This window comes from Advenella sp. S44, assembly GCF_002810445.1.
Taxonomy (GTDB): domain Bacteria; phylum Pseudomonadota; class Gammaproteobacteria; order Burkholderiales; family Burkholderiaceae_B; genus Advenella.
In genome coordinates this window covers 355,212-376,111 of sequence record NZ_NEXS01000003.1, presented here as the reverse complement: position 1 = coordinate 376,111, position 20,900 = coordinate 355,212, and the positions used below count along the sequence as shown (strand labels likewise).

The window sequence follows — 20,900 nt, the reverse complement described above, 5'->3', positions numbered from 1 at the left end:
CAGAAGGCATTTTACTTCCCATACTCCATTCGAATACGTTGCTTGCGATTGTTTTCGTATTTATTCTCCATTTATTAAAGGTTTTTTATGTCCGCTCCCCGCGTCGGCTTTGTCAGTCTGGGCTGCCCGAAGGCACTCGTTGACTCTGAACGCATCCTGACCCAGCTGCGCACTGAAGGTTATGATATTTCTCCCTCCTATGAAGGCGCCGACGTTGTCGTGGTCAATACCTGTGGCTTTATCGACAGCGCCAAGGCAGAGTCGCTGGACGCCATTGGCGAGGCCATCTCGGCAAACGGCAAAGTGATTGTGACTGGCTGTATGGGCGTTGAGGAACAAGTCATTCGCCAGGTGCATCCCAGTGTCTTGTCCGTGACCGGCCCCCAACAATATGAGGAAGTGGTCCGCGCCGTGCATGGTGTCGCACCGCCGTCGCGCGACCATAATCCCTATGTGGATCTGGTGCCGCCACAAGGCATTAAGCTGACACCCAGGCATTATGCCTATTTGAAGATTTCCGAAGGCTGCAATCACCGCTGCAGCTTCTGTATCATCCCGTCCATGCGCGGCGATCTGGTCAGCCGTCCGGTGGGCGACGTACTGCAAGAGGCGCAACGTCTGGCCAATGCAGGTGTCAAAGAACTGCTGATCATTTCCCAGGACACCAGCGCCTATGGCGTGGACATCAAATACCGCAGCGGCTTCTGGAATGGCCGTCCTGTACGCACCCGCATGACCGAACTGTGCCAGGCCCTGTCCGAGCTGGGCGTCTGGGTCCGATTGCATTATGTTTACCCCTACCCCAGCGTTGATGAAGTGATTCCGCTGATGGCTGAAGGCAAAATTCTGCCCTATCTGGATATCCCGTTCCAGCACGCCAGTCCCAAGGTGCTCAAAGCCATGAAACGGCCTGCGTTTGAAGACCGCACGCTGGCGCGCATTCACAAATGGCGCCAAATCTGTCCAGACCTGACCATCCGCTCCACCTTTATTGTGGGATTCCCGGGCGAGACCGAGGAAGACTTCCAGTATTTGCTTGACTGGATGACCGAAGCGCAACTGGACCGCGTGGGCTGTTTCCAGTATTCGCCGGTAGAGGGCGCACCTGCCAATACCCTGGGCGATCATGTACCCGACGAGGTCAAGCAGGATCGCTGGGAGCGCTTCATGGCTCACCAACAGGAGATTTCCACTGCCCGGCTGGCACGCAAGGTCGGACGCGACATTGACGTTCTGATTGACGAAATTGATGAAGATGGCGATGCAGTTGGTCGTTCACATGCCGATGCGCCGGAAATCGACGGCTGTGTGTTTATCAGCAGCATTGAAAAACTGCAGCCTGGCCAGATCGTGCGCTGTACCGTGACTGACAGCAACGAATACGATCTGTGGGCCGATCACAAACCGCTATCATGATTGTGATTGACCGATGAAGTCCCTGCCTTATCAATTGCTGGCTTTTGACTTTGACGGCACGCTGGCTGACACCCTGCCGTGGTTTGATACGGTGCTAGCCAGCGTGGCGCAAAAATACGGGTTTCGCAATCCGGCCGAAGATGAGAAGGAACAATTGCGGCATCGCGATGTGCGCCAGATCCTGAGCACGCTGAATATCCCCTTCTGGAAAGCGCCGGCCATTCTGATGGAGTTTCGCCAGCGCATGCAAGAGGCCTCGCCGGATGTGCGCTTGTTTGCGGGCATAGAGCAGGCCCTGGCGGCGCTTAAACAGGCCGGTTACCAGATTGCCGTGTTGAGCTCAAACAGTGAGGTCAATGTGCGGCGCACACTGGGCATGGCCACGGCATTGATCGACCAGTATCGCTGCGGCAGCGACCTGTTCGGCAAGGCATCCCGGCTCAAGACCCTGTACCGGCAGACCGGCTGCACGCCGCAAACCTGTCTGCTGATCGGCGATGAAATCCGTGATATTGACGCCGCGCGAGAATCGGGCTGTCACGCCGCCAGCGTAGCCTGGGGATATAACCATCCCGACGTGCTCCGGGCACAAGGACCGCAGTTTCTTTTTGACACCCCAAATGATCTGCGGCTCCAATTATTACCAGGCTGATCGGCGTGGACCTGATAGGCCGAACCTGATAGAAACCTTGACTCACTCCTCGGGCGGTTTCCATCCCGTAACAAACACCGAAACCGGCTGACGCTTGCCACCTGCTTTCTGCAATTGCAACAGGCGAAGTGTGCCATTGACGGTCGCGATATCAATGCCTTCGGGCGTTGCCGCCAGCACCTGTCCGGGCACTGCCGATGCACTCATTCCTGCAGCATCAGTTTTCAACGCGCAGGCATCCCACACTTTGACCGGATCATTCAGTCCCGGCAACATCAGCGTTGCACCCGGCACCGGATTAAAAGCACGGATACGGCGCGCCAGCGCAACAGCATCTTCAGATAAATCCAGCGCCGCTTCGCGCTTGTCCAGTTTGGCAGCGTACGTGACGCCTTCTTGCGGCTGCGGGCGCGAATGCAGCACTTTGTCCTGATCCAGCGTCTGCAACACGGCGACAATTTGTTCGGCGCCCATGACGGCCAATTCATCGTGCAACTGCGCAGCGTTCTGATCGCCGATGGGCAGGGTAGCGCTGGCGATCACATTGCCGGTATCCAGACCTGCATCCATCTGCATGATTGCAATTCCCGTCTGAGTGTCCCCGGCCTCGATCGCACGCTGAATAGGAGCCGCTCCGCGCCAGCGTGGCAACAGGCTGGCATGGATATTCAGACAGCCATAGCGGGGTAAATCCAGCACCCACTGGGGCAGGATCAGGCCATAGGCGGCCACGACCATGACATCTGGTTGCAGAGCTTGCAGCGTCTGCCGGGCACTGACGGCCTCGTCAGGATACTTGCCGTCCAATCGCAGACTTGTCGGCTGGATTACGCGGATGTTCTGCGCAACAGCCAATTGTTTGACCGGGCTGGGCGTCAGCTTCATCCCGCGGCCGGCGGGACGATCGGGCTGCGTCATGACAAGAGGAACCGAAAATCCGGCCTGCACAATGGCTGCCAGCGCCTGGCGGGCAAATTCGGGCGTTCCCGCAAAAACAACATTCAGCATAATCGTGATACTTGGAAAGTAATGGACAATTAAGTAGCATACCTTAAAGACGCTTCCAATTTCGGCCTCTCCTTATATGGCACATCAACATCACCCTCCTGCGACAGCGTCGCGCCGGCTTGCGTCCTAGCAAGCGTCGCCTGCAACAGACGAGCGGCTAAACGCCAGTTGATCCTGCGTGGCGACGACAGCTTGAATGAGGGGCTTCTTTACCATTTCAGAAATCCGCCGTGTTGCTTAGACAGCAAAAGGCAACACGCAGGAAAAGCCACACTCATTCCATTGCTTACCGCATTTTTTATTACATCAAACCTTGCGATTCTTGAATGCCAGCGAGATTTTGGCAAACGCGATCTGAAGTTCCCGGGTTCCGCCCTGGAACACAACGGGCTTGCCTTTTTTTGTGAAGACGACCAGCCGCTTGGAGGCCAGCATGGGGACGAACTTGGCAAAGGTCACGTCCTGCCAGGCCACTTCACGCCGGGTCAGCCAGCTTTGTCGCATGCCGTCGGCGTCAATGGTGGTGATTGAAGTCTGCATATAGCGGGTGGTCACGGCAAGTGCCACAAAAACAACCAGCAGGATCAGGCCGGTCATGGAATACAGCATCTGCATGCCTGCCTTGTTAAAGGCAATAAAGAACTGCAATACGATCAGGCCCAGGACAAGCCAGGCAGCCGTCTTGACCCAGGTGCGCCAGGCCGGTCCACGGATGGGCAAAGGGTGGATGGAGGCGAGCAACTGGTCGCGCTCCGCTTCGGTAAGCGGTAAAAAGTTGATGACCATAAATTCGCTTACGCCGCCTGTCTCTTAGTGATAATCGCCTTGCCGGCACGGCTGGCATTGGCGCGTTGAAGGTAATCGGAAATCCACTGCCCGGTGTTGATGACCTGATCCAGGTCGATGCCGGTTTCGATGTCCATGCCATGCAGCATGTACAGGACATCTTCGGTGGCGACATTGCCGGTGGCGCCCTTGGCATAGGGACAGCCACCCAGACCTGCCGCGGATGAATGCACGATCGCGATCCCGGCTTCGAGTGCACTCAGAATATTGGCCAGCGCCATGCCATAGGTGTCATGAAAATGCGCAGACAACATGGCCGGGTCGGCCACCGCCGATACGGCGTTCATGACTGCCGTGACCTTGCGCGGCGTGCCCACGCCGATCGTATCGGCAATGTCGATTTCGTCGCAGCCCAGCGCCAACATGCGCTTGACCACATCGGCAACCGCTGCCGGCGCTATCTCGCCCTCGTACGGGCAACCCAGCGCACAGCTGATACTGGCGCGCAGGCGCAATCCGGCGTCTTTGGCTGCTGCGGCTACCGGTTCGAAGCGCTCAATGGATTCGGCGATGGAGCAGTTGATATTCCTTTGCGAAAACGCCTCGCTGGCCGCGCCAAAGATCACGACTTCGTCGGCTTTGGCCGCAAGCGCCCCCTCAAATCCTTTGAGGTTGGGCGTCAGCACCGAATACACGGTACCTTGTCGACGCTTAATTCCCGCCATGACCTGTGCACCATCGGCCATTTGCGGCACCCATTTGGGCGAGACAAAAGAGGCCGCCTCCACATTCTGGAAACCGGCAGCCGACAGTCGATCAATTAATTCAATCTTGACCTCCGTCGGCACAAATTGTTTTTCATTCTGCAGGCCGTCGCGTGGCCCCACTTCCACCACTTTTACGTGTTGCGCAATTGCCATGATGATCTCCGATCAGGCCTGGTTCTGTTTTTGATGATGCAGCTCAAGCACCCGAGCCAGTTCCTTCAGATGATTGCCAATGAAAGTCAGTGTGGTTTCATCGGTAATATTGCCGCCTTCGCCTTCGGTTTTATTCTGTACTGTGCCGACCATGATCTCGGGCCGGTTGACCAGATGCATATTCATGGCGACCAGGATCTGGCGCAGGTGATACTGCATTCTGGCGCCGCCGATGGCGCCACCCGAGGCCGAAATGATCGAGCCTGCCTTGTTGTCAAATGGCAGGGGGCGCATTCGGGATACCCAGTCAATGGCATTTTTCAGTACACCGGGCACCGAGTAGTTATACTCAGGTGTCACAAAAATCAGGCCGTCGGCTGCGACAATGGCATCGGCAAAGGCCTGTACTTCCTTGGGAAAGCCAGCATCCTGCACGTCCTGGTTATAGTGCGGCAGCGTGCCAATGGAAGGGGCGTAAATCAGTTCCAGGTTGTCAGGGGCCAGCGAACTCAGTTGCCGTGCAATTGCAGCATTGTAGGATTTTTCACGAAGACTGCCGATAATGATCAGAACTTTGAACCTGGCGCTCATTAAGTGCTCCTGTTTGGGCTTGAATATAAAGGGAATGTTGCGGGTGTACCGCTTGCGGGAGAATGATAACGGCCTTGTTATGCAACTATTGTAAGGGATTCGCTCGTTGCAGATAACGCCCGTCAGGCAGCCGAACGATTTTTCCGGTCATCTCCAGCTCTGCCAGCAATCCCGCCAGTTCACTGACCGTAATCTGCAGTCGGAGCACAAGCATATCCATGGAAACCGGATCGAATCCTATTTTCTGCAGAACGTGCTCGTGTACCGGATTGACGCTGTCTGTCGCCATGTCGGGAACGGCTGGCGCAAGGTCAGATCTGGCCGACCCGCGGGCCGCGACAGGTCTTCCCTGCTTCTGTACAGCCGGCTCTTGCTGCGCCGATTGCGAGCCGGAGTCGGACCCCGCCCCGGACTTTGGCACAGCGCCGCTGCGCGAGAGTTCTTCGACGATGTCCTGGGCGGTTTCCACCAGCTTGGCACCCTGACGGATCAGCGCATGACAGCCGCGTGACAGCGGAGAATGGATGGAACCGGGAATGGCAAACACTTCGCGACCATTTTCCCCTGCCAGGCGTGCCGTAGTGAGCGAACCGCTACGTTGCGCGGCCTCCACCACCAATACGCCCAGGGACAGCCCGGCGACAATACGGTTGCGGCGCGGAAACTGGTGCGCCACGGCTGCGGTATCCAGCGGCAACTCGCTGACCAGCGCCCCCTGCTCCCGGATGCGCATGGCCAGATCCTTGTTGATTGCCGGATAGACGCGATTGATCCCGGTTCCCATGACGGCAATCGTGGCCGGCATCACGCCGCTGGCCAATGCCCCCTCATGGGCGGCCGCGTCAATGCCCTGCGCCAGGCCGCTGACGATCGTCCAGCCGGCCTCGGCCAGGTGCCGGGCAAACGCAAAAGCGTTATCGGTGCCGCCAACGGTAGCGGAGCGCGCTCCCACCATAGCAATGGCAGGCCCGGCAAGCACCTGAGGGTCGCCATCGACGTAAAGCAGCGATGGCGGATCGGCAGTGTCCAGCAATCGCGCCGGATAATGTTCGTCGGCCAGCGTCACAATATGATGGCCCGCACGCCCCAGCCATTCAAAAGTGCGCTCTATGAGTGCGTGGATTTGCGGATTGACCGGCCCAGCCAGCTGCAATGCCAGCTTTTGCGGCACCACCTTCATCAGCGCCGCTGGCGACGCCCCGAAAATATCCTGCGGCAACCCGAAGGCAACCAGCAGATGGCGGGCGGTCACGGGACCGATACCGGGCTCGAGCGTGAGACGAATCCACGCATACCGCTCTTCATCTGACATTGCCATACTCACCCGCTTGAATTTGTGAAAAAACACCCCATTATAAGAACATAGCGGCTAGGCAAAGCGGGATTTTTCTGCGGCACCCACAGGATGACTTTATTGCGGCCACCTTATGACTTTATTCTGTCTACGTGGTGACTTTATTCTGATCGCCTTGTAACCTTCTGATCCCGCTGCCTTGGGACTTTATACTGCCGCCTCGTCTTTGTCGCTGACAGCCGCCTTGCGGCTGTGTACCCCAGCAACGTTGATTTCAATTATAATATTTGCCATGGCACTCTTACCTATTCTTCAATTTCCAGATCCCCGGCTGCATACGGTGGCAAAACCCGTAGCCCAGGTGGATGACCGCATTCGCCAGCTTGTTCGCGACATGGCCGAAACGATGTACGATGCACCCGGCGTCGGGCTGGCGGCAACGCAGGTCAACGTACACGAACGCGTTGTGGTTATTGATGTCTCCGAGGAAGGCGACGACCTTCTGGCGCTGATCAACCCCGAAATCATCTGGAAAAGCGACGAAAAACAGGTCTATGAAGAAGGCTGCCTGTCGGTGCCGGGCATATACGACAAGGTAGAGCGTTCGGCAAGCATCCGTGTGCGCGCGCTCAATGAGCAAGGCGAAACGTATGAATTTGACGCAGAAGGCTTGCTGGCCGTTTGCGTACAACACGAGCTGGACCACTTGCTGGGCAAGGTATTTGTCGAATATCTGTCGCCATTGAAGCAAAATCGTATTAAGACCAAGCTGAAAAAGCAGGCAAAGGAACAGGCCGAAGCCTGATAGCCTGGACGCGCCAGGGGTAAGCAAAGGCATGCAGGGTAGTGCTATCGCAATCCCATCTGCCCGCTGAATGGATCAATTTCACGCGAGACTTGCCTGCCCCCATGAATCCACCCTTTTTGTTGCTGGCTGCCAATACCATTTTCCGTGATGGACGCAGCCGACGAGACGGCGAGACAGCGCTGCTGGATCTGGCCGACCAGGGGCAACGCTATGCCGTCATCCACCATGCCACACCGGGCATCAGCGTGCCGCGCAGCTATCAGCGCCATCCACAATTTGATGCCGCCCGCAGCCAGTTGGCGCAAGAAGGCCTGCCAGTCGATGTGCGCCTCTCGGGCGGCGGCGTGGTCCCACAGGCATCGGGTGTGATCAATCTGCATCTGGCCTATCCGATAGCCGCCAAATACCCCCTGCAGCACGCAGAATCCCAATACCTGGGGCTCTGTGAACTAATCGCCCGCACACTGGCCGCTTGCGCAATTGAGGCCACGCCCCAGCCGGTGCAGGGCTCCTTTTGCGACGGCAGGTTCAATCTGGCTGTCGATGGCAAGAAAATTGCGGGCACGGCCCAATACTGGCGCCGCAACAAGGCGGCCGCAACGCCTTTGTTCTCGCTGTTGTCCCATGCGGTCATTCTGGTTAACGCCGACAGCGCCATGCTGACCGCCATGGCCAATCGCTTTGAAGCGGCGCTACAGAGCCCGGTGCGCTATCTGACGCAAAAGACCACGTCAGTCATGGAACAGTTGGGCCGTCCTGCCGCCGATTTTGACCAAGCCCTGTTGCAAGCCTTGCAGGATCCCCCCATCTGAGGCGATTGTCACTCGTAAGACCGACTGTCCTCGATCACCTTGCCATCATTGGCCAGTTCACCAGCCCCAACAAAAACAATCGTGGCACGCAGCTTGGTGACCTCCCGCACGACGTTGCCCAGTTTTTCCTGCAGCTGGGCAGCAGGCGTGCCATCCACTTCAACAAACAGCGTCATATCGTCGCGCCCGGTTTCGCCGGAAACGACCAGCCTGGCCTTGCTGACCTGCTCAAAGCGATTGACGACCGCCGCAATTTGCTCGGGATGCACAAACATACCCCGCACCTTGGTGGTCTGGTCTGCCCGCCCCATCCAGCCGCGAATCCGCTTGTTGGTCCGACCGCAGGCCGAATGTCCCGGCATGATGGCCGACAAATCCCCTGTGCCAAACCGCAGCAACGGGTAGTCGGGATTCAGGGTGGTGACGACGATTTCGCCGACCTCACCGTCGGGCACCGGCTCATTCGTTCCGGGCCGCACAATTTCCAGCACGATATCCTCGCTAATAATCAGCCCGTCGCGCGCCTCAGATTCGTAGGCGATCAGGCCCAGGTCGGCTGTGCCGTATGCCTGATAGCCATGGATGCCGCGTTGCGCAAACCACGTCTGCAACGACGGCGGAAAGGCTTCGCCCGAAAACAGGGCCCGCTTGAGCGAAGGTAGCGGAACCTGCATTTCATCGGCCTTTTCCAGAATCAGTTTGAGAAAACTGGGCGTGCCGGCATACCCCTCGGGCTGCAGATCGTGAATGGTTGCCACCTGCATTTCCGTCTGTCCCACCCCGCCGGGAAACACCGTGCAGCCAATGGCCAGCCCGGCGGTTTCAAACATGGAGCCGGCAGGGGTGAAATGGTAAGAAAAGCAGTTATACAACAAGGTGTTAGGCCGAAAACCAGCCGCGTAAAGCGCGCGGCCAAAGCGCCAGTAATCGGGGCGTTTACTTTCCGGCTCATAAATCGGTCCGGGCGAAGCAAACACACGGGCCGCCTGGCCCCAGCCAATAGCAGAAAACCCACCGAAAACGTGCTCTACCACATTGCGTTTAGCCACGTTGCCGGCCCGGGCGCGCTGCGCCTGCTGCCTTTTGAGCAATTCTGATTTGCGTAATACCGGCACCTTGGCCAGCGCCTGTCGACTGCGGATCTGCTCTACCTGCATGCCTTCCAGTTGCGCGGCAATCGCGGGCGCGCGGTCTTGTGCAGCTGCCAGCGCGGCGGGCAATGCAGCAAACAGATCAGCTTCGCGCTGCCCCTGATCGCGCACTTCCAGAGCATCGAAATACTCAGTCATTCTCTGCTCCTAGGCCAGCCAGCGCTTGCGGCGGCGATAAAATTTGGTGTCGCGAAAACTCTTTCGATCTCCGCTTTCAATACCCAGATAAAACTCTTTCACATCGTCGTTGGTGGCCAGCGCCTGCGCGGTGCCGTCCATCATCACGCGACCGCTTTCCAGGATATAGCCATAGTCCGCATAACGCAGCGCGATGTTGGTGTTCTGCTCGGCCAGCAAGAAACTCACCCGCTCGCGGGTATTGAGATCGCGCACGATCTCAAAAATCTCCTCGACAATCTGTGGCGCCAGGCCCATGGATGGCTCATCCAGCAGGATCATTTTCGGATCGGCCATCAAGGCCCTACCGATGGCGGCCATCTGCTGTTCGCCACCCGAGGTGTAGCCGGCCTGACTGCTGCGACGTTGCTTGAGCCTTGGAAAATACTGGTAGACCCGATCCAGCGAGGCGTTAATGTCACCCTTGCTCACCTTGCGCGTATAAGCACCAGTTAACAGGTTTTCCTCGATGGTCAGGTGACCGAAGCAATGACGGCCTTCCATGACTTGAACCACGCCCCGCTTGACGAGGTCGGCCGGCGTCATACTGTCCACCCGTTCATCCTGATAATGAATCGTGCCTTTGGTCACATCGCCTCGCTCGCTTTTGAGCAGGTTCGAGACGGCACGCAGCGTCGTTGTCTTGCCGGCTCCGTTTGCCCCTAGCAGCGCGACGATTTTGCCTTCCGGCACCACCAGCGAAACGCCGCGCAGTACAAGAATCACATGGTTGTAGATCACCTCAATGCCGTTGACGTTCAATAACAATCGTTCCGATCCCGGTGCGATGGTGGCATCTGGTGTCTGTGACGTGGTTTGCATATTGATATCCCGCTATGTGCTGTCTGATAGGTGGCCCGCCCGTCAACGCCGTACCGCGTTGGGGGCGGACGTGCCCTGCGCCTCAGGAAGAAGCCTTGTCGCAGTCACGAGGCGTGATTTTCTTGGCCTGCGCGTATTTTTCTGCTTCGGACTTGACCAGGGGTCCCACATATTTCTGGTCCGCCTGATACAAATCTGATGCCGGGACAAATTTGCTGCCATCCCACTGAACGATCCTGGCCCAGTCTTGGCCAACGTGATTGGCGCAAGATGTTTTGAATGGTTTAACAATCTGATCGAACCCGATTTGCTTTAACCTGTCTTCGGTCAGATCCAGGTTCTCAAAGCCCCAGCGCACCTGTTCGGACGTCATATGCTTGCCCTTGCCGTATTTCTCCTGGGCAGTACGAATCGCTTCGACCTGTAGCATCGAAATGACCAGCCCCCGCGTGTAGGCGATGGTGCCCAGCGTGTTCTTGCTGGAACCCTGGCCCTTGTCGAATAAGTGGGTTTTCAAGTCATCATAGACCTTGCCTTTGGCTTCACCAGTATTGTGAATCGTGATGGCGTTATAGCCTTTTGCCACTTCACCCAGATCTTTCACATCGCCTTCCGAGCCGGCCCACCAGATCGCATAAATCTTGTCACGCGCATAACCGGTTGCCTGTGCTTCACGAATGGCGGTTGGCGTCATGATGCCCGCGCTCCACAGCAACACATAATCGGGTCGTTTCTGACGAATCTGCAGCCATGTGGATTTTTGCTCAACACCCGGGGCGGTGACCGGATAGAGCTGTAGTTCAAAGCCATTGGCCTGGGCACGCGCCTTGAGCAACGGGATCGGCTCTTTGCCGTAAGGAGAGTCGTGGTACACAAGCGCAATTTTCTTGCCTTTGAGCTTGTCTTCGCCGCCCAGCTTTTTGGCAATATCCTGAACCATTACATCAGCGGCTGTCCAGTATGTGCCCAGCAAAGGGAAATTCCATTCGAAAACCGAGCCGTCGGCAGACTGGGACAGGCCATAGCCCACGGTTTCAATAGACACCTTGTCGCCCGGCGCCTTGTCTGAAACCGCAAATGTGATACCGGTAGATTGCGAGTCAAACCCCGAGGCGCCGCCGTGGGCTGCCTTAAGACGCTCGTAACACTCTACGCCGCGATCGGTCGCATAGGCGGTTTCGCATTCCTCATAAACAATCTTCACGCCGTTAATACCGCCATCACGCGCGTTGACCAGTTTGAGGTAATCAATCTTGCCGTCGGCCCAGGGGATACCCAGCGGCGCAAACGAACCCGTACGGTAGGTCAGCAGCGGGATAAACTGCTCATCGGCCGCCTGCGCCTGTATGGGCAGCGTACCCAGCACGCCGGCAACACCGATAGCCGCGATCCATTGTTTTATGTTCAATTTCATGTCTCTCTCCTCGGATTTTCATCCAGATGGGTTTTATTTATTGAATACTTCCAGCACTGCAAACTGACCACAACTAGTGCGGAAACGGCCATATCCGCAATTTTTCTTTCGCGATACTCCACAGCCGCGCCAGCCCATGCGGCTCGACAATCAGGAAAAATACAATCAGCGCGCCAAATACCATATGCTCAATATGCGCTGCCGTATCCACCCCGAGCGAGAGCCCCAGCATCTCCGGAATCCGGTTCAGCATAATGGGAACCAGAACAATAAAGGCCGCCCCGAAGAAACTGCCGACAATAGAGCCAAGCCCGCCGATGATCACCATAAATAGCAACTGAAATGAGCGGTTCAGATCAAAGGCCGAGGGTTCCCATGAACCCAGATGGATATACGCCCACAAGGCGCCTGCAATGCCCACAATGAACGAGCTGACAGCAAATGCGCTCAGCTTGGCATACATGGGCCGGATGCCGATCACGGCAGCGGCCACGTCCATATCGCGTATAGCCATCCACTCTCGCCCGATGGCGCCACGCACCAGGTTCTTGGCCAGCACAGCAATAACAATTACCAGGGCAAGTACGAATAGATACTTTTGCAAGGGCGTTTGCACCGGCAGCCCGAAAAAATCCAGGCGTGGCACCGACACACTGCCGGATGACGAGTTATTGGTAAAGAACGGAATGCGCAGGAAGGTCCAGTCCACAAAGAACTGCGCGGCCAGTGTTGCCACTGCCAGATACAAACCACGGATCCGCAAGCTTGGAATGCCGAAAAGTATTCCCACCAGCGTGGCAAAGACGCCGCCGAGCAAAAGCTGGAAAATAAGCGGCAGCTCGGGAAAGCGCACACCGAAATTCCAGGCTGCATAAGCACCCACGGCCATGAAAGCGCCGGTACCCATGGAGATCTGGCCGCAATAGCCCACCAGAATATTGAGCCCGATAGCCGCCATGGCCAGAATCAGGAACGGGACCATGATCCCGCCCAGAAAATAATTGGACGATAGCAGCGGCACAACCACGATGGCCACGACCAGTAGCAGCGCAATAAAAATGCGATCCTGCCTGATGGGGAAAATCTGCTGATCCTGCCCGTAACTGACTTTGAACTGACCGTTTTCACGATAAAACATATGGATTCCCCTGCCTTTTAAACACGGTCAATAATTTTTTCGCCAAACAGACCCTGGGGGCGAAACAACAGGAACACCAGCGCCAGCACATAGGCAAACCAGATCTCGATCCCGCCGCCGACAAACGGGCCGATATAGGCCTCGGACAGTTTTTCGCCGACCCCGATAATGAGGCCGCCGATAATGGCTCCCGGCACCGAGGTCAGCCCGCCCAATATCACAACCGGCAATGCGCGCAATGCAGCCGTGGACAGCGTAAACTGCACACCGAATTTCGAGCCCCAGATAATGCCCGCCACCAGAGCCACGATGCCGGCAACGACCCAGACAATGACCCAGATCCGGTTCAGGGGAATGCCGATAGATTGTGCTGCCTGATGATCATCGGCCACGGCGCGCAGGGCCCGTCCCGTGGAGGTGTACTGAAAAAAGAAAGCCAGCACCGCCACCAGCACCGCTGAAATGATGGCTGCGGTCAGGTCTTCTAGACTGATCAGGATGCCGCCTTCGAATACTGAGTCCAGGATAAAAGCGGGATCCTTGGGCATGCCGACATTAATGGAATAGACCGAGCTGCCAAAAATAATTTGTCCCAGGCCGTCCAGAAAATAACTAATACCGAGCGTGGCCATCAACAGAGAGGTCGCTTCCTGATTGACCAGATGGCGCAGAACCAGGCGCTCGACCAGAAAGGCGATAAGCACCATCACGCCGGCGCTTACAATAAAAGCCAGAATATTGGCTAGCAGCAGGCTTTCAAATCCGAGCCATTGCGGAATCCATACCGAAAACCGTGCCATGGACAGCGCAGCGACCAGCACCATGGCGCCCTGGGCGAAATTGAAGACCCCCGATGCCTTGAAGATAAGAACAAAACCCAGTCCGACCAGGGCATACAGCATGCCACCCATCAGACCACCAAAAAGCGTTTCCAGAAAATAGGCCATGATGATCAGTGCTCCACACCCAAATAAGCGCGAATAACGTCCTCGTTCGCGCGCACTTCCGATGGCGTGCCATCGCCGATTTTTTTCCCGTAATCGAGCACCACCACACGATCGGAGATATCCATGACCACACCCATATCGTGTTCAATGAGCACGATCGTCGTACCGAATTGGTCATTGACATCCAGAATGAAGCGGCTCATATCCTGCTTCTCTTCGATATTCATGCCGGCCATGGGTTCATCCAGCAGCAGCATGCGCGGCTCCATGGCCAGCGCCCGGCCCAGGTCCACGCGCTTTTGCAACCCGTATGGCAGTCGCCCCACCGGCGTTTTGCGATAGGCCTGGATTTCAAGAAAATCGATGATATTCTCGACAAATTCGCGATGGGCGATCTCTTCTTTTTCCGCGCCGAAAATCCGCAAAGCCTGCGACAACAACCCGCTCTTCATGCGCAGATTGCGTCCGGTCATGATGTTTTCCAGCACACTCATGCCCTTGAACAGCGCCAGATTCTGAAAGGTGCGGGCCACGCCCATCTCTGCGGCGCGGCGTGGCGTCATCCGGCCAAACTGCTTGCCGTCAAAATGTATGCTGCCGTGCTGCGGCACATATACGCCATTGATAACATTGAGCATCGAACTTTTGCCGGCGCCATTGGGGCCGATTATCGCGCGGATTTCGTGTTCCTTTACATTGAAAGAAATGTCGGTCAGTGCCTTGACGCCGCCAAACCGCAGCGAAATACCCTGCATATCAAGAATTACATTTCCGATTCGGGCTTCACGTTCCTGGCTCATGCTTATGCGGCCTTTTTCAGAGTGTCGGGGACAACAACGGCGGGGTGGATTTTGAGCTCTGCGGCAATTTTTCCGGCCCGCCCGTCTTCATATTTCACTTCGGTTTCAATGTACTGGCTGGACTTGCCGGCAAACAACGCGTCAATCAGCACGCCATAGCGCTCGGCAATGAAAGCGCGACGCACCTTGCGCGTGCGCGTCAGTTCACCGTCATCGGGGTCCAGCTCCTTATGCAGTATCAGGAAGCGGTGAATCTGCAGTCCCGATAACTGCGGGTCCTGCGCAACATCGGCATTGACCTTGTTAATACAATCGGCAATCAATTCATAAACTTCCGGGCGCGAGGCCAGGTCGGTGTAACCGGCATAGGCCAGGCTGCGCCGCTCTGCCCAGTTGGCCACGGCTTCCAGATCGATATTGACAAAGGCCGTGACAAAGTCACGGTTTGCGCCGAATGCCACGGCTTCCTTGATAAACGGGAAGAACTTCAGCTTGTTCTCCACATACTTTGGCGCGAACATGCGCCCGTCACTCAGACGGCCGACGTCCTTGGCGCGATCGATAATGCGCAGCTGGCCCTGCCCGTCGATAATGCCGGCATCACCCGTGTGATACCAGCCATCTTCGGTAAACGATTCACGAGTCGATTCCGGATTGCGATAATATTCGCGAAACAGGCCCGGGCTTTTGACCTGGACTTCGCCGCTGTCGGCAATGCGCAGCTGCACACCCTCTACCGGCGGCCCCACGGTCTCGGCCGATACCTGCCCGTCGCTTTGGACACACACGAACACCGATGTTTCGGTCGAACCGTAAAGCTGCTTCAAATTGATACCGATTGAACGATAGAAGCGAAACAGGTCCGGGCCAATGGCCTCTCCTGCGGTATACGCGACGCGAACCCGGTTCATACCCAGCGTATTGCGCAGCGGGCCGTAAATCAGAATATTACCTATTGAATATTTGATGCGATCCAGCATGCCGACAGACTCGCCATCCAGAATAAGTGCACCGACACGATGAGCCAGTTTCATGCAGGTATCGAACAGCCATTTTTTAAATTTGCCGGCGTCTTCCATGCGAATGGTCACGTGCGTGAGCAAATCTTCCAGGATGCGCGGCGGCGAGAAATAATAAGTAGGCCCGATGTCATGCATGTCGATCGCCACAGTCGCCGGCGATTCGGGATGATTCACCGTAAAGCCGGTGACCAGCAGTTGGGTATAGGAAAACATATTCTGGCCGATCCAGGCCGGCGGCAAATAGGCCAGCACTTCTTCCCTGTCGGTCAGGTTTTCCAGCTTCTGAATCACCTGCGCCCGGTCGATCAGCGCAGCATGCGTGAGCACCACGCCTTTGGGCTTGCCCGTGGTGCCCGAGGTATAGAACATGGCCGCGGTATCTTCGGGACGGATCCGGTTTACCGCCTCAGTATAGGCGCCGGGTGCACTTGCCGCATGGTCATCTCCCAATTGCTGCAGCGCTTCCCAGGACATGAGCACGGGATCGCTGTAATGACGCAATCCGCGTGGGTCGTCATAGATCACATGCGCCAGCGCAGGCACCTGCTCGCGTATCTCGAACATTTTGTCGACCTGTTCCTGGTTTTCAGCCACGACAATTCGTACACTGGCGTCCTGCAGCACATAGACCATCTCCTGAGCCACCGCATCCTGATACATGGGCACAGGAATGGCGCCTACTGCCTGCGCGGCCATCATTGCCATATACAGGCGCGGCCGGTTCTCACCCACAACTGCAATATGCTCGCCAGGCTGCACACCGAAATGCAAATAGCCATTGGCTACGCGTTGCACCTGCGCTGCAACCTGTGCCCAGGTATAGGTTTGCCAGATGCCCAGGTCTTTTTCCCTGAGCGCAGGCCGACTGCCCCTGACCGCTGCGTGATGCTGCAGCAGCGCAGGAAATGTCTGCGCAAAGACGGCATTCGCGCTATTGACGTGTTGCGGCATGTTGTCTCCTTGCCTTAGTCTTCGGGCCGTTATTTATTCGTTTTGCCCGCCCCGGTCCGGAAACCGTGTATTGGCAATGGTCCCGGAAACTTTATGTATTGCTAAGTTAACGGTTTGATTGTAAGCTAACTGTCGCCATCACGACATTCTATGATTTTCTAGGGTAAGTCCTATGTCATCTTTTTCTCAAGAGGCCGCGCAGTGGTTCAGTCTGCTTGCGCCGGAACATCAGCGGCGCGTTCTCCAGGATGTAACCGTTGCCCATTACGGAAACGGCGCCCTCATTGCGCGCAAAGGCGAGAGTGCCGATCACTGGATCGGCGTCATGGACGGTCTGATTCGCATTTCCGTGGGTAATGCCGATGGCAAGGTCGCATCGCTTACCGGCATCCCTGTAGGCGGCTGGCTCGGTGAAGGCAGTATCCTGAAAAAGGAATGTCGCAAGTACGATGTTGTGGCGCTGCGGGATTCTTATGTAGCCAGGTTGCCAGCACGCACTTTCGAATGGCTGCTGGACAACAGCATTCCATTCAATCGTTATTTGCTGGATATGCTGAACGAACGCGTCGGGCAATTTATCGGGCGCGCCGAACACGACCGGCTATTGAATGCCGATGCGCGGGTGGCCCGCTGCCTGGCTGAACTGTTCAATCCCTTGCTGTATCCTGGTCTGAAACAGCGACTGGCAATCACGCAGGAAGAAATGGGCTACCTGGCCCGTGTCTCGCGCCAGCGCGCCAATCAGGCGCTTAAAAAACTGCAAAGCGAAAAATTATTACAAGTGGAATACGGCGCAGTCTGCATTCTTGATCTTGAGGGACTGCGTCGCTACGGCGCATGATAGCGCTTGCGTCCTGACAAACCAGAATCGTCAGCCCGCGCGCGGTCGCTGGCCAAATAATGCCGATCCGATACGCAATTGCGTCGACCCTTCCTGTATCGCCAGTGCAAAATCCGAACTCATGCCCATGGATAAAACCGGCAGTGCATCACCCAGCTCATTCTGGCACTGATCACGCAACAGGCGCACGCGCTCAAAGCAGCGCCGCACTCGCTTCGGGTCACTGGTATTTTCCGCCACGGTCATGAAGCCCTTGACGTTCAGGGTGTCATAATCGTGCAGGGCCTTGAGAAATTGCGGCACCAATTCAGGCGCCATCCCGGTTTTATTTTCTTCCTGGCTGGACTTGACCTGCACCAGCACGTCCAGGCTGCGGCCAGCCTGTTGCAGCCGCTTGTCCAGCGCCTGCGCCAGGTCCAGCCGGTCAAGCGACTGCAGTTCGGCGGCATATCGCACCACTTCCTTGACCTTGTTGGTTTGCAGGTAACCGATAATGACCCAGTCTATAGATGAATCATTCAGCACCAATGCTTTTTCCTTCATTTCCTGAACCCGGTTCTCGGCAAACCGACGCTGGCCCAGCGCCATGGCCTGACGGACCACTTCATGTCCGAACGTTTTGGATACCGGCAGAACGGCAACCTGTTGCGGATCCCGACCAGCGCGTTCACACGCCAGACGCACCTGATCATTGACGGTGGCAAACTGCTCGGCCAGACTCATTGTGTATCCCCTGTATCCGTTGTGACAGCAGCCTGAATCAGACCGCTTCCTTGGCTTTTATGATGGTATCAGCGCCGTTATTGGCGTCGGTTGCCGCTGCCGTGTCTGACCGCAATTTGCCGAACGCCCACATCACGTGTTGCGGCGTGAGCAAGACGCGCCAGTATCTGTCGCGCAATCGGCCTCCGGGAATATACCGTGGCGCCACAATACGAGACACGCTCCAGGCCGGCCGCCATGCCCGCGTGCGTTTCATGCGGCCCGTGAGCGTCAGTACCGGAATGCCGGTGGCTGATGCCAGGTGCCCGATTCCCGACTCGTTGCCAATGAACCAGCCACACTCACGGACATAGCGCGCTACGCCGGCCAGCTCCGGATTTTCTGGCAGCACGGCGCCCAGTGCCGTGACCCAGGTCCAGTCGGAACGCTCGTCCGGCGACACGATAAAGGCAGGTTCAAAACCTGCCTTTATTAATTCAATTGCCAGATTGCGAAAATGACCAGGCGCCCAGCACCGTAATGCGCCGGTAGATGTCGGGTGGATGGCCACCCGCTTCGGATAACGGCTTTTGTTGATTTGACCCGGCGCCACCATGCCATTGGTATGTGTGACCGCGACATGCCCGAAATAATCGCGGCAAAAATCACGCATCTGATAGGCTTTGACAAACCCCTTGCCGGTAATGACAACGTGCTCGTCGTAGATAAGTGCATTGGGATGTTTTTCGGTCAGATCAAACGGCCAGCCCGGATGCATCTGTATCGCGCGGTCGTAGTCGCTCAACACGACCTGCGCCTGTTCCTGGGCTAGTGAGGGATGAACGGCAAACCCCGGAAACCAGTCCCGCAACTGCCAGATATAATCCCCAAAAATCGACACTTGAGCGCCATTGTTGCGAAAATTATTGGCAATGACCATCATGAGCAAAGAGTCGCCCAGACGCGGCGCCATCAGAATGGCTACCTTTTCTTGTTCGCCCATATATGTCTTTCAATCCTCATGATCGGACAACATTGCTATTTTACTGTTATCCGATTTGCCACATGACTGCACAATACCGGGTGCGCCGAAAAAATATTAAATGTGCCCAAGATCAATTTGGCCACTGCGGCATAACGTATTTGACAAAAACGCGTAAGATTTTTTCCTTGATTAATGTTCAACACCCCGGGTTCTTGTGGACAGCGCCAGGTAAACGGCGACCATGACCGTATAAAAACCCATCGTACGCAAACCCCGGAACATCAGCTCCGAAAGCCCGAAGACCGCAAAGCCGACACAGACCGCGGCCCCCATTGCCGCATACGTTCTGAGTTCTTCATCGGGCGTGCGTAACATGCGCTTGACAAACACGGCCGCCGGCGCAAAGTACAGCAGAAACAGGCCCAGCACGCCAAAAAGGCCGTAACTGCTCAATGCCTGTAGCCAGTCGTTATGCGGTTCTCCCCATTGGTTGGCCACCACGTCGGAAACCAGCCCGCGCTCGACGCCTTCCGTTTTCATAAAGTCAGAAAAATAGTTATTGGCCCCAGATCCAAATAGCGGATTTTCTTCCCAAATGGCAACGGTTGAACGCCACAGCTGCAGGCGTATGCATATTGAAGACAGCTTGACGCGGTCGGTCGTAATGCATTCGGTGAACTCTTTCTCGCCCAGCGCTACCCTGTCCTTAATGCCAGGTACGGTCAGCGTGACGGCTGCCGCCAGGACCAGGCCAGCCAGAAATAAACCAGCCAGTTTCATGCGGTTGTTCTGACGCATATGGATCATGATGCCAAACAACAGGAAAAAAGGCACCGCCACCCAGCCGCTACGGGTTTGGGTAAGGACAAACGCAGCAATACCCAGTATGCCCAGAATGATTTTCAGAATCTTTTCCGTCCTGGAAAAGCGGGTGAACGTGATATTACAGGAATACAGCGTAATGACGCTAAGCAGAAAAGTCAGATCGCCATAACCCACGGCGTTATAGACGGCGCTGGTTTCCGGCCGGATAAAGTCAGGCAGGGAAAGGTTGACGATGAATACGAAAGCAAACAGCAGCGCCGCATAAACGCCAACAACGGTATAGGATAACCAGCGGCGCGGAATATAACAACCGGCAGCCACCAGCAGGGGCAGACCGGCAGAAAAGCGCAGCGCTTTTTCAAATCCGGCGCCATCGCTGCGGCCATTGACCAGCTCGGACAGCAATACGGCGACAACAAAAACGGCACACAGGGCGAACAGCCACGAGAATGTTCTGAGCCGGAACGTATCTTGCGCCGGCCGAAACGCCACCACAATGAGCAGCGACCAAACAATCAGAAAATAAAAAAGCGGGCTGGGAACACGTTGCGTGCTCATAATGGCCAGCGGCATCGCCACCAGCGCCAGTATGAAGGTCAGAAAAACAGGACCTGCCAATTTGTTCTGGATGACATGCGGCATTCGATGTTCCTTTTCCATAAAGCCCATGACAAAGCGGAGACTTTGATTGAACGGAATTATAAAACGGGTTATTAAGACTTGGCCAAATTTGTATCAAGCTGCAAAAACTATTGGCTGCAATGGCGCGACACCCACAATATTCGCGGATCGACGCATTGTCGCCCGAACTCTTCTGCTAGAATCAGACTTTCCTCTC

General features: G+C 56.2%; 20 protein-coding genes. 5 read left to right on the top strand and 15 right to left on the bottom strand.

Annotated elements, in window-relative coordinates; all coding sequences use genetic code 11:
* Positions 1-87: 87 nt before the first annotated feature.
* Complete coding sequence (rimO, locus tag CAP48_RS05725; RefSeq protein ID WP_100695054.1) at positions 88-1,416, top strand: 30S ribosomal protein S12 methylthiotransferase RimO; 1,329 nt, start codon at positions 88-90, stop codon at positions 1,414-1,416.
* Between the two features lie 22 nt (positions 1,417-1,438).
* Entirely contained in the window at positions 1,439-2,068 is a 630-nt protein-coding gene (locus CAP48_RS05720; protein WP_369806342.1) for an HAD hydrolase-like protein, read from the top strand.
* Positions 2,069-2,110: 42 nt separating this feature from the next.
* Here CAP48_RS05720 and fmt read toward each other — a convergent pair whose 3' ends face one another.
* From fmt to dprA, 5 genes are all read right to left on the bottom strand, one after another.
* Entirely contained in the window at positions 2,111-3,073 is a 963-nt protein-coding gene (gene fmt, locus CAP48_RS05715; protein ID WP_100696643.1) for a methionyl-tRNA formyltransferase, read from the bottom strand.
* Positions 3,074-3,382: 309 nt separating this feature from the next.
* Positions 3,383-3,862 (bottom strand): hypothetical protein, encoded by a 480-nt coding sequence (locus tag CAP48_RS05710; protein WP_100695052.1) that lies wholly within the window; start codon positions 3,860-3,862, stop codon positions 3,383-3,385.
* A gap of 8 nt (positions 3,863-3,870) precedes the next feature.
* Positions 3,871-4,782, bottom strand: coding sequence for a hydroxymethylglutaryl-CoA lyase (locus tag CAP48_RS05705; protein ID WP_100695051.1), 912 nt, complete (start codon positions 4,780-4,782; stop codon positions 3,871-3,873).
* Between the two features lie 12 nt (positions 4,783-4,794).
* Complete coding sequence (locus CAP48_RS05700) at positions 4,795-5,373, bottom strand: NADPH-dependent FMN reductase (protein WP_100695050.1); 579 nt, start codon at positions 5,371-5,373, stop codon at positions 4,795-4,797.
* A gap of 85 nt (positions 5,374-5,458) precedes the next feature.
* Positions 5,459-6,685, bottom strand: a complete 1,227-nt coding sequence (dprA, locus tag CAP48_RS05695) for a DNA-processing protein DprA (protein WP_242444341.1) — start codon at positions 6,683-6,685, stop codon at positions 5,459-5,461.
* A 274-nt stretch (positions 6,686-6,959) separates the two neighbouring features.
* Here dprA and def point away from each other — a divergent pair, with 274 nt between their 5' ends.
* Positions 6,960-7,472, top strand: coding sequence for a peptide deformylase (gene def / locus CAP48_RS05690; RefSeq protein WP_100695048.1), 513 nt, complete (start codon positions 6,960-6,962; stop codon positions 7,470-7,472).
* 41 nt (positions 7,473-7,513) lie between these two features.
* Positions 7,514-8,287 (top strand): hypothetical protein, encoded by a 774-nt coding sequence (locus tag CAP48_RS05685; protein ID WP_100695047.1) that lies wholly within the window; start codon positions 7,514-7,516, stop codon positions 8,285-8,287.
* A gap of 8 nt (positions 8,288-8,295) precedes the next feature.
* On the opposite strand, the gene CAP48_RS05680 is transcribed toward CAP48_RS05685, so the two are convergent.
* The 7 genes from CAP48_RS05680 to CAP48_RS05650 form a co-directional block, all read right to left on the bottom strand.
* A complete protein-coding gene (locus CAP48_RS05680) occupies positions 8,296-9,576 on the bottom strand; it encodes a phenylacetate--CoA ligase family protein (RefSeq protein WP_100695046.1) in 1,281 nt (426 codons plus the stop codon).
* A 9-nt stretch (positions 9,577-9,585) separates the two neighbouring features.
* On the bottom strand, positions 9,586-10,437 hold the full coding sequence (locus CAP48_RS05675; RefSeq protein WP_100695045.1) for an ABC transporter ATP-binding protein: 852 nt from the start codon (positions 10,435-10,437) through the stop codon (positions 9,586-9,588).
* Between the two features lie 82 nt (positions 10,438-10,519).
* Positions 10,520-11,851, bottom strand: coding sequence for an ABC transporter substrate-binding protein (locus CAP48_RS05670; protein ID WP_100695044.1), 1,332 nt, complete (start codon positions 11,849-11,851; stop codon positions 10,520-10,522).
* Between the two features lie 73 nt (positions 11,852-11,924).
* Positions 11,925-12,989 carry a branched-chain amino acid ABC transporter permease gene (locus tag CAP48_RS05665; protein ID WP_100695043.1) on the bottom strand — a complete coding sequence of 355 codons (1,065 nt, stop codon included), beginning with the start codon at positions 12,987-12,989 and terminating at the stop codon, positions 11,925-11,927.
* Positions 12,990-13,006: 17 nt separating this feature from the next.
* Positions 13,007-13,936, bottom strand: a complete 930-nt coding sequence (locus CAP48_RS05660) for a branched-chain amino acid ABC transporter permease (protein ID WP_100695042.1) — start codon at positions 13,934-13,936, stop codon at positions 13,007-13,009.
* A gap of 5 nt (positions 13,937-13,941) precedes the next feature.
* Positions 13,942-14,736, bottom strand: coding sequence for an ABC transporter ATP-binding protein (locus CAP48_RS05655; protein WP_100695041.1), 795 nt, complete (start codon positions 14,734-14,736; stop codon positions 13,942-13,944).
* A gap of 2 nt (positions 14,737-14,738) precedes the next feature.
* On the bottom strand, positions 14,739-16,709 hold the full coding sequence (locus CAP48_RS05650) for a long-chain fatty acid--CoA ligase (protein WP_100695040.1): 1,971 nt from the start codon (positions 16,707-16,709) through the stop codon (positions 14,739-14,741).
* A gap of 172 nt (positions 16,710-16,881) precedes the next feature.
* Between CAP48_RS05650 and CAP48_RS05645 the strand changes: the two genes are divergently transcribed.
* Positions 16,882-17,550, top strand: coding sequence for a Crp/Fnr family transcriptional regulator (locus CAP48_RS05645; protein ID WP_100695039.1), 669 nt, complete (start codon positions 16,882-16,884; stop codon positions 17,548-17,550).
* A gap of 30 nt (positions 17,551-17,580) precedes the next feature.
* Here the strand turns inward: CAP48_RS05645 and CAP48_RS05640 are convergent, their stop codons facing one another.
* The 3 genes from CAP48_RS05640 to CAP48_RS05630 form a co-directional block, all read right to left on the bottom strand.
* On the bottom strand, positions 17,581-18,273 hold the full coding sequence (locus CAP48_RS05640) for a YggS family pyridoxal phosphate-dependent enzyme (protein WP_100695038.1): 693 nt from the start codon (positions 18,271-18,273) through the stop codon (positions 17,581-17,583).
* A 37-nt stretch (positions 18,274-18,310) separates the two neighbouring features.
* Complete coding sequence (locus tag CAP48_RS05635; protein ID WP_100695037.1) at positions 18,311-19,255, bottom strand: glycosyltransferase family 9 protein; 945 nt, start codon at positions 19,253-19,255, stop codon at positions 18,311-18,313.
* A 171-nt stretch (positions 19,256-19,426) separates the two neighbouring features.
* On the bottom strand, positions 19,427-20,704 hold the full coding sequence (locus CAP48_RS05630; RefSeq protein ID WP_161495202.1) for an O-antigen ligase: 1,278 nt from the start codon (positions 20,702-20,704) through the stop codon (positions 19,427-19,429).
* Positions 20,705-20,900: the final 196 nt, after the last annotated feature.

What these genes read in the sequence shown, in the direction of transcription:
- CAP48_RS05650 (WP_100695040.1), bottom strand. Translation starts at nt 16,709, where the DNA reads ATGCCGCAACACGTCAATAGCGCGAATGCCGTCTTTGCGCAGACATTT.
- CAP48_RS05640 (WP_100695038.1), bottom strand. Translation starts at nt 18,273, where the DNA reads ATGAGTCTGGCCGAGCAGTTTGCCACCGTCAATGATCAGGTGCGTCTG.
- CAP48_RS05670 (WP_100695044.1), bottom strand. Translation starts at nt 11,851, where the DNA reads ATGAAATTGAACATAAAACAATGGATCGCGGCTATCGGTGTTGCCGGC.
- CAP48_RS05630 (WP_161495202.1), bottom strand. Translation starts at nt 20,704, where the DNA reads ATGCCGCATGTCATCCAGAACAAATTGGCAGGTCCTGTTTTTCTGACC.
- CAP48_RS05675 (WP_100695045.1), bottom strand. Translation starts at nt 10,437, where the DNA reads ATGCAAACCACGTCACAGACACCAGATGCCACCATCGCACCGGGATCG.
- CAP48_RS05665 (WP_100695043.1), bottom strand. Translation starts at nt 12,989, where the DNA reads ATGTTTTATCGTGAAAACGGTCAGTTCAAAGTCAGTTACGGGCAGGAT.
- CAP48_RS05660 (WP_100695042.1), bottom strand. Translation starts at nt 13,936, where the DNA reads ATGGCCTATTTTCTGGAAACGCTTTTTGGTGGTCTGATGGGTGGCATG.
- CAP48_RS05655 (WP_100695041.1), bottom strand. Translation starts at nt 14,736, where the DNA reads ATGAGCCAGGAACGTGAAGCCCGAATCGGAAATGTAATTCTTGATATG.
- dprA (WP_242444341.1), bottom strand. Translation starts at nt 6,685, where the DNA reads ATGTCAGATGAAGAGCGGTATGCGTGGATTCGTCTCACGCTCGAGCCC.
- CAP48_RS05645 (WP_100695039.1), top strand. Translation starts at nt 16,882, where the DNA reads ATGTCATCTTTTTCTCAAGAGGCCGCGCAGTGGTTCAGTCTGCTTGCG.
- rimO (WP_100695054.1), top strand. Translation starts at nt 88, where the DNA reads ATGTCCGCTCCCCGCGTCGGCTTTGTCAGTCTGGGCTGCCCGAAGGCA.
- def (WP_100695048.1), top strand. Translation starts at nt 6,960, where the DNA reads ATGGCACTCTTACCTATTCTTCAATTTCCAGATCCCCGGCTGCATACG.
- CAP48_RS05710 (WP_100695052.1), bottom strand. Translation starts at nt 3,862, where the DNA reads ATGGTCATCAACTTTTTACCGCTTACCGAAGCGGAGCGCGACCAGTTG.
- CAP48_RS05705 (WP_100695051.1), bottom strand. Translation starts at nt 4,782, where the DNA reads ATGGCAATTGCGCAACACGTAAAAGTGGTGGAAGTGGGGCCACGCGAC.
- CAP48_RS05680 (WP_100695046.1), bottom strand. Translation starts at nt 9,576, where the DNA reads ATGACTGAGTATTTCGATGCTCTGGAAGTGCGCGATCAGGGGCAGCGC.
- CAP48_RS05635 (WP_100695037.1), bottom strand. Translation starts at nt 19,255, where the DNA reads ATGGGCGAACAAGAAAAGGTAGCCATTCTGATGGCGCCGCGTCTGGGC.
- CAP48_RS05700 (WP_100695050.1), bottom strand. Translation starts at nt 5,373, where the DNA reads ATGAGCGCCAGGTTCAAAGTTCTGATCATTATCGGCAGTCTTCGTGAA.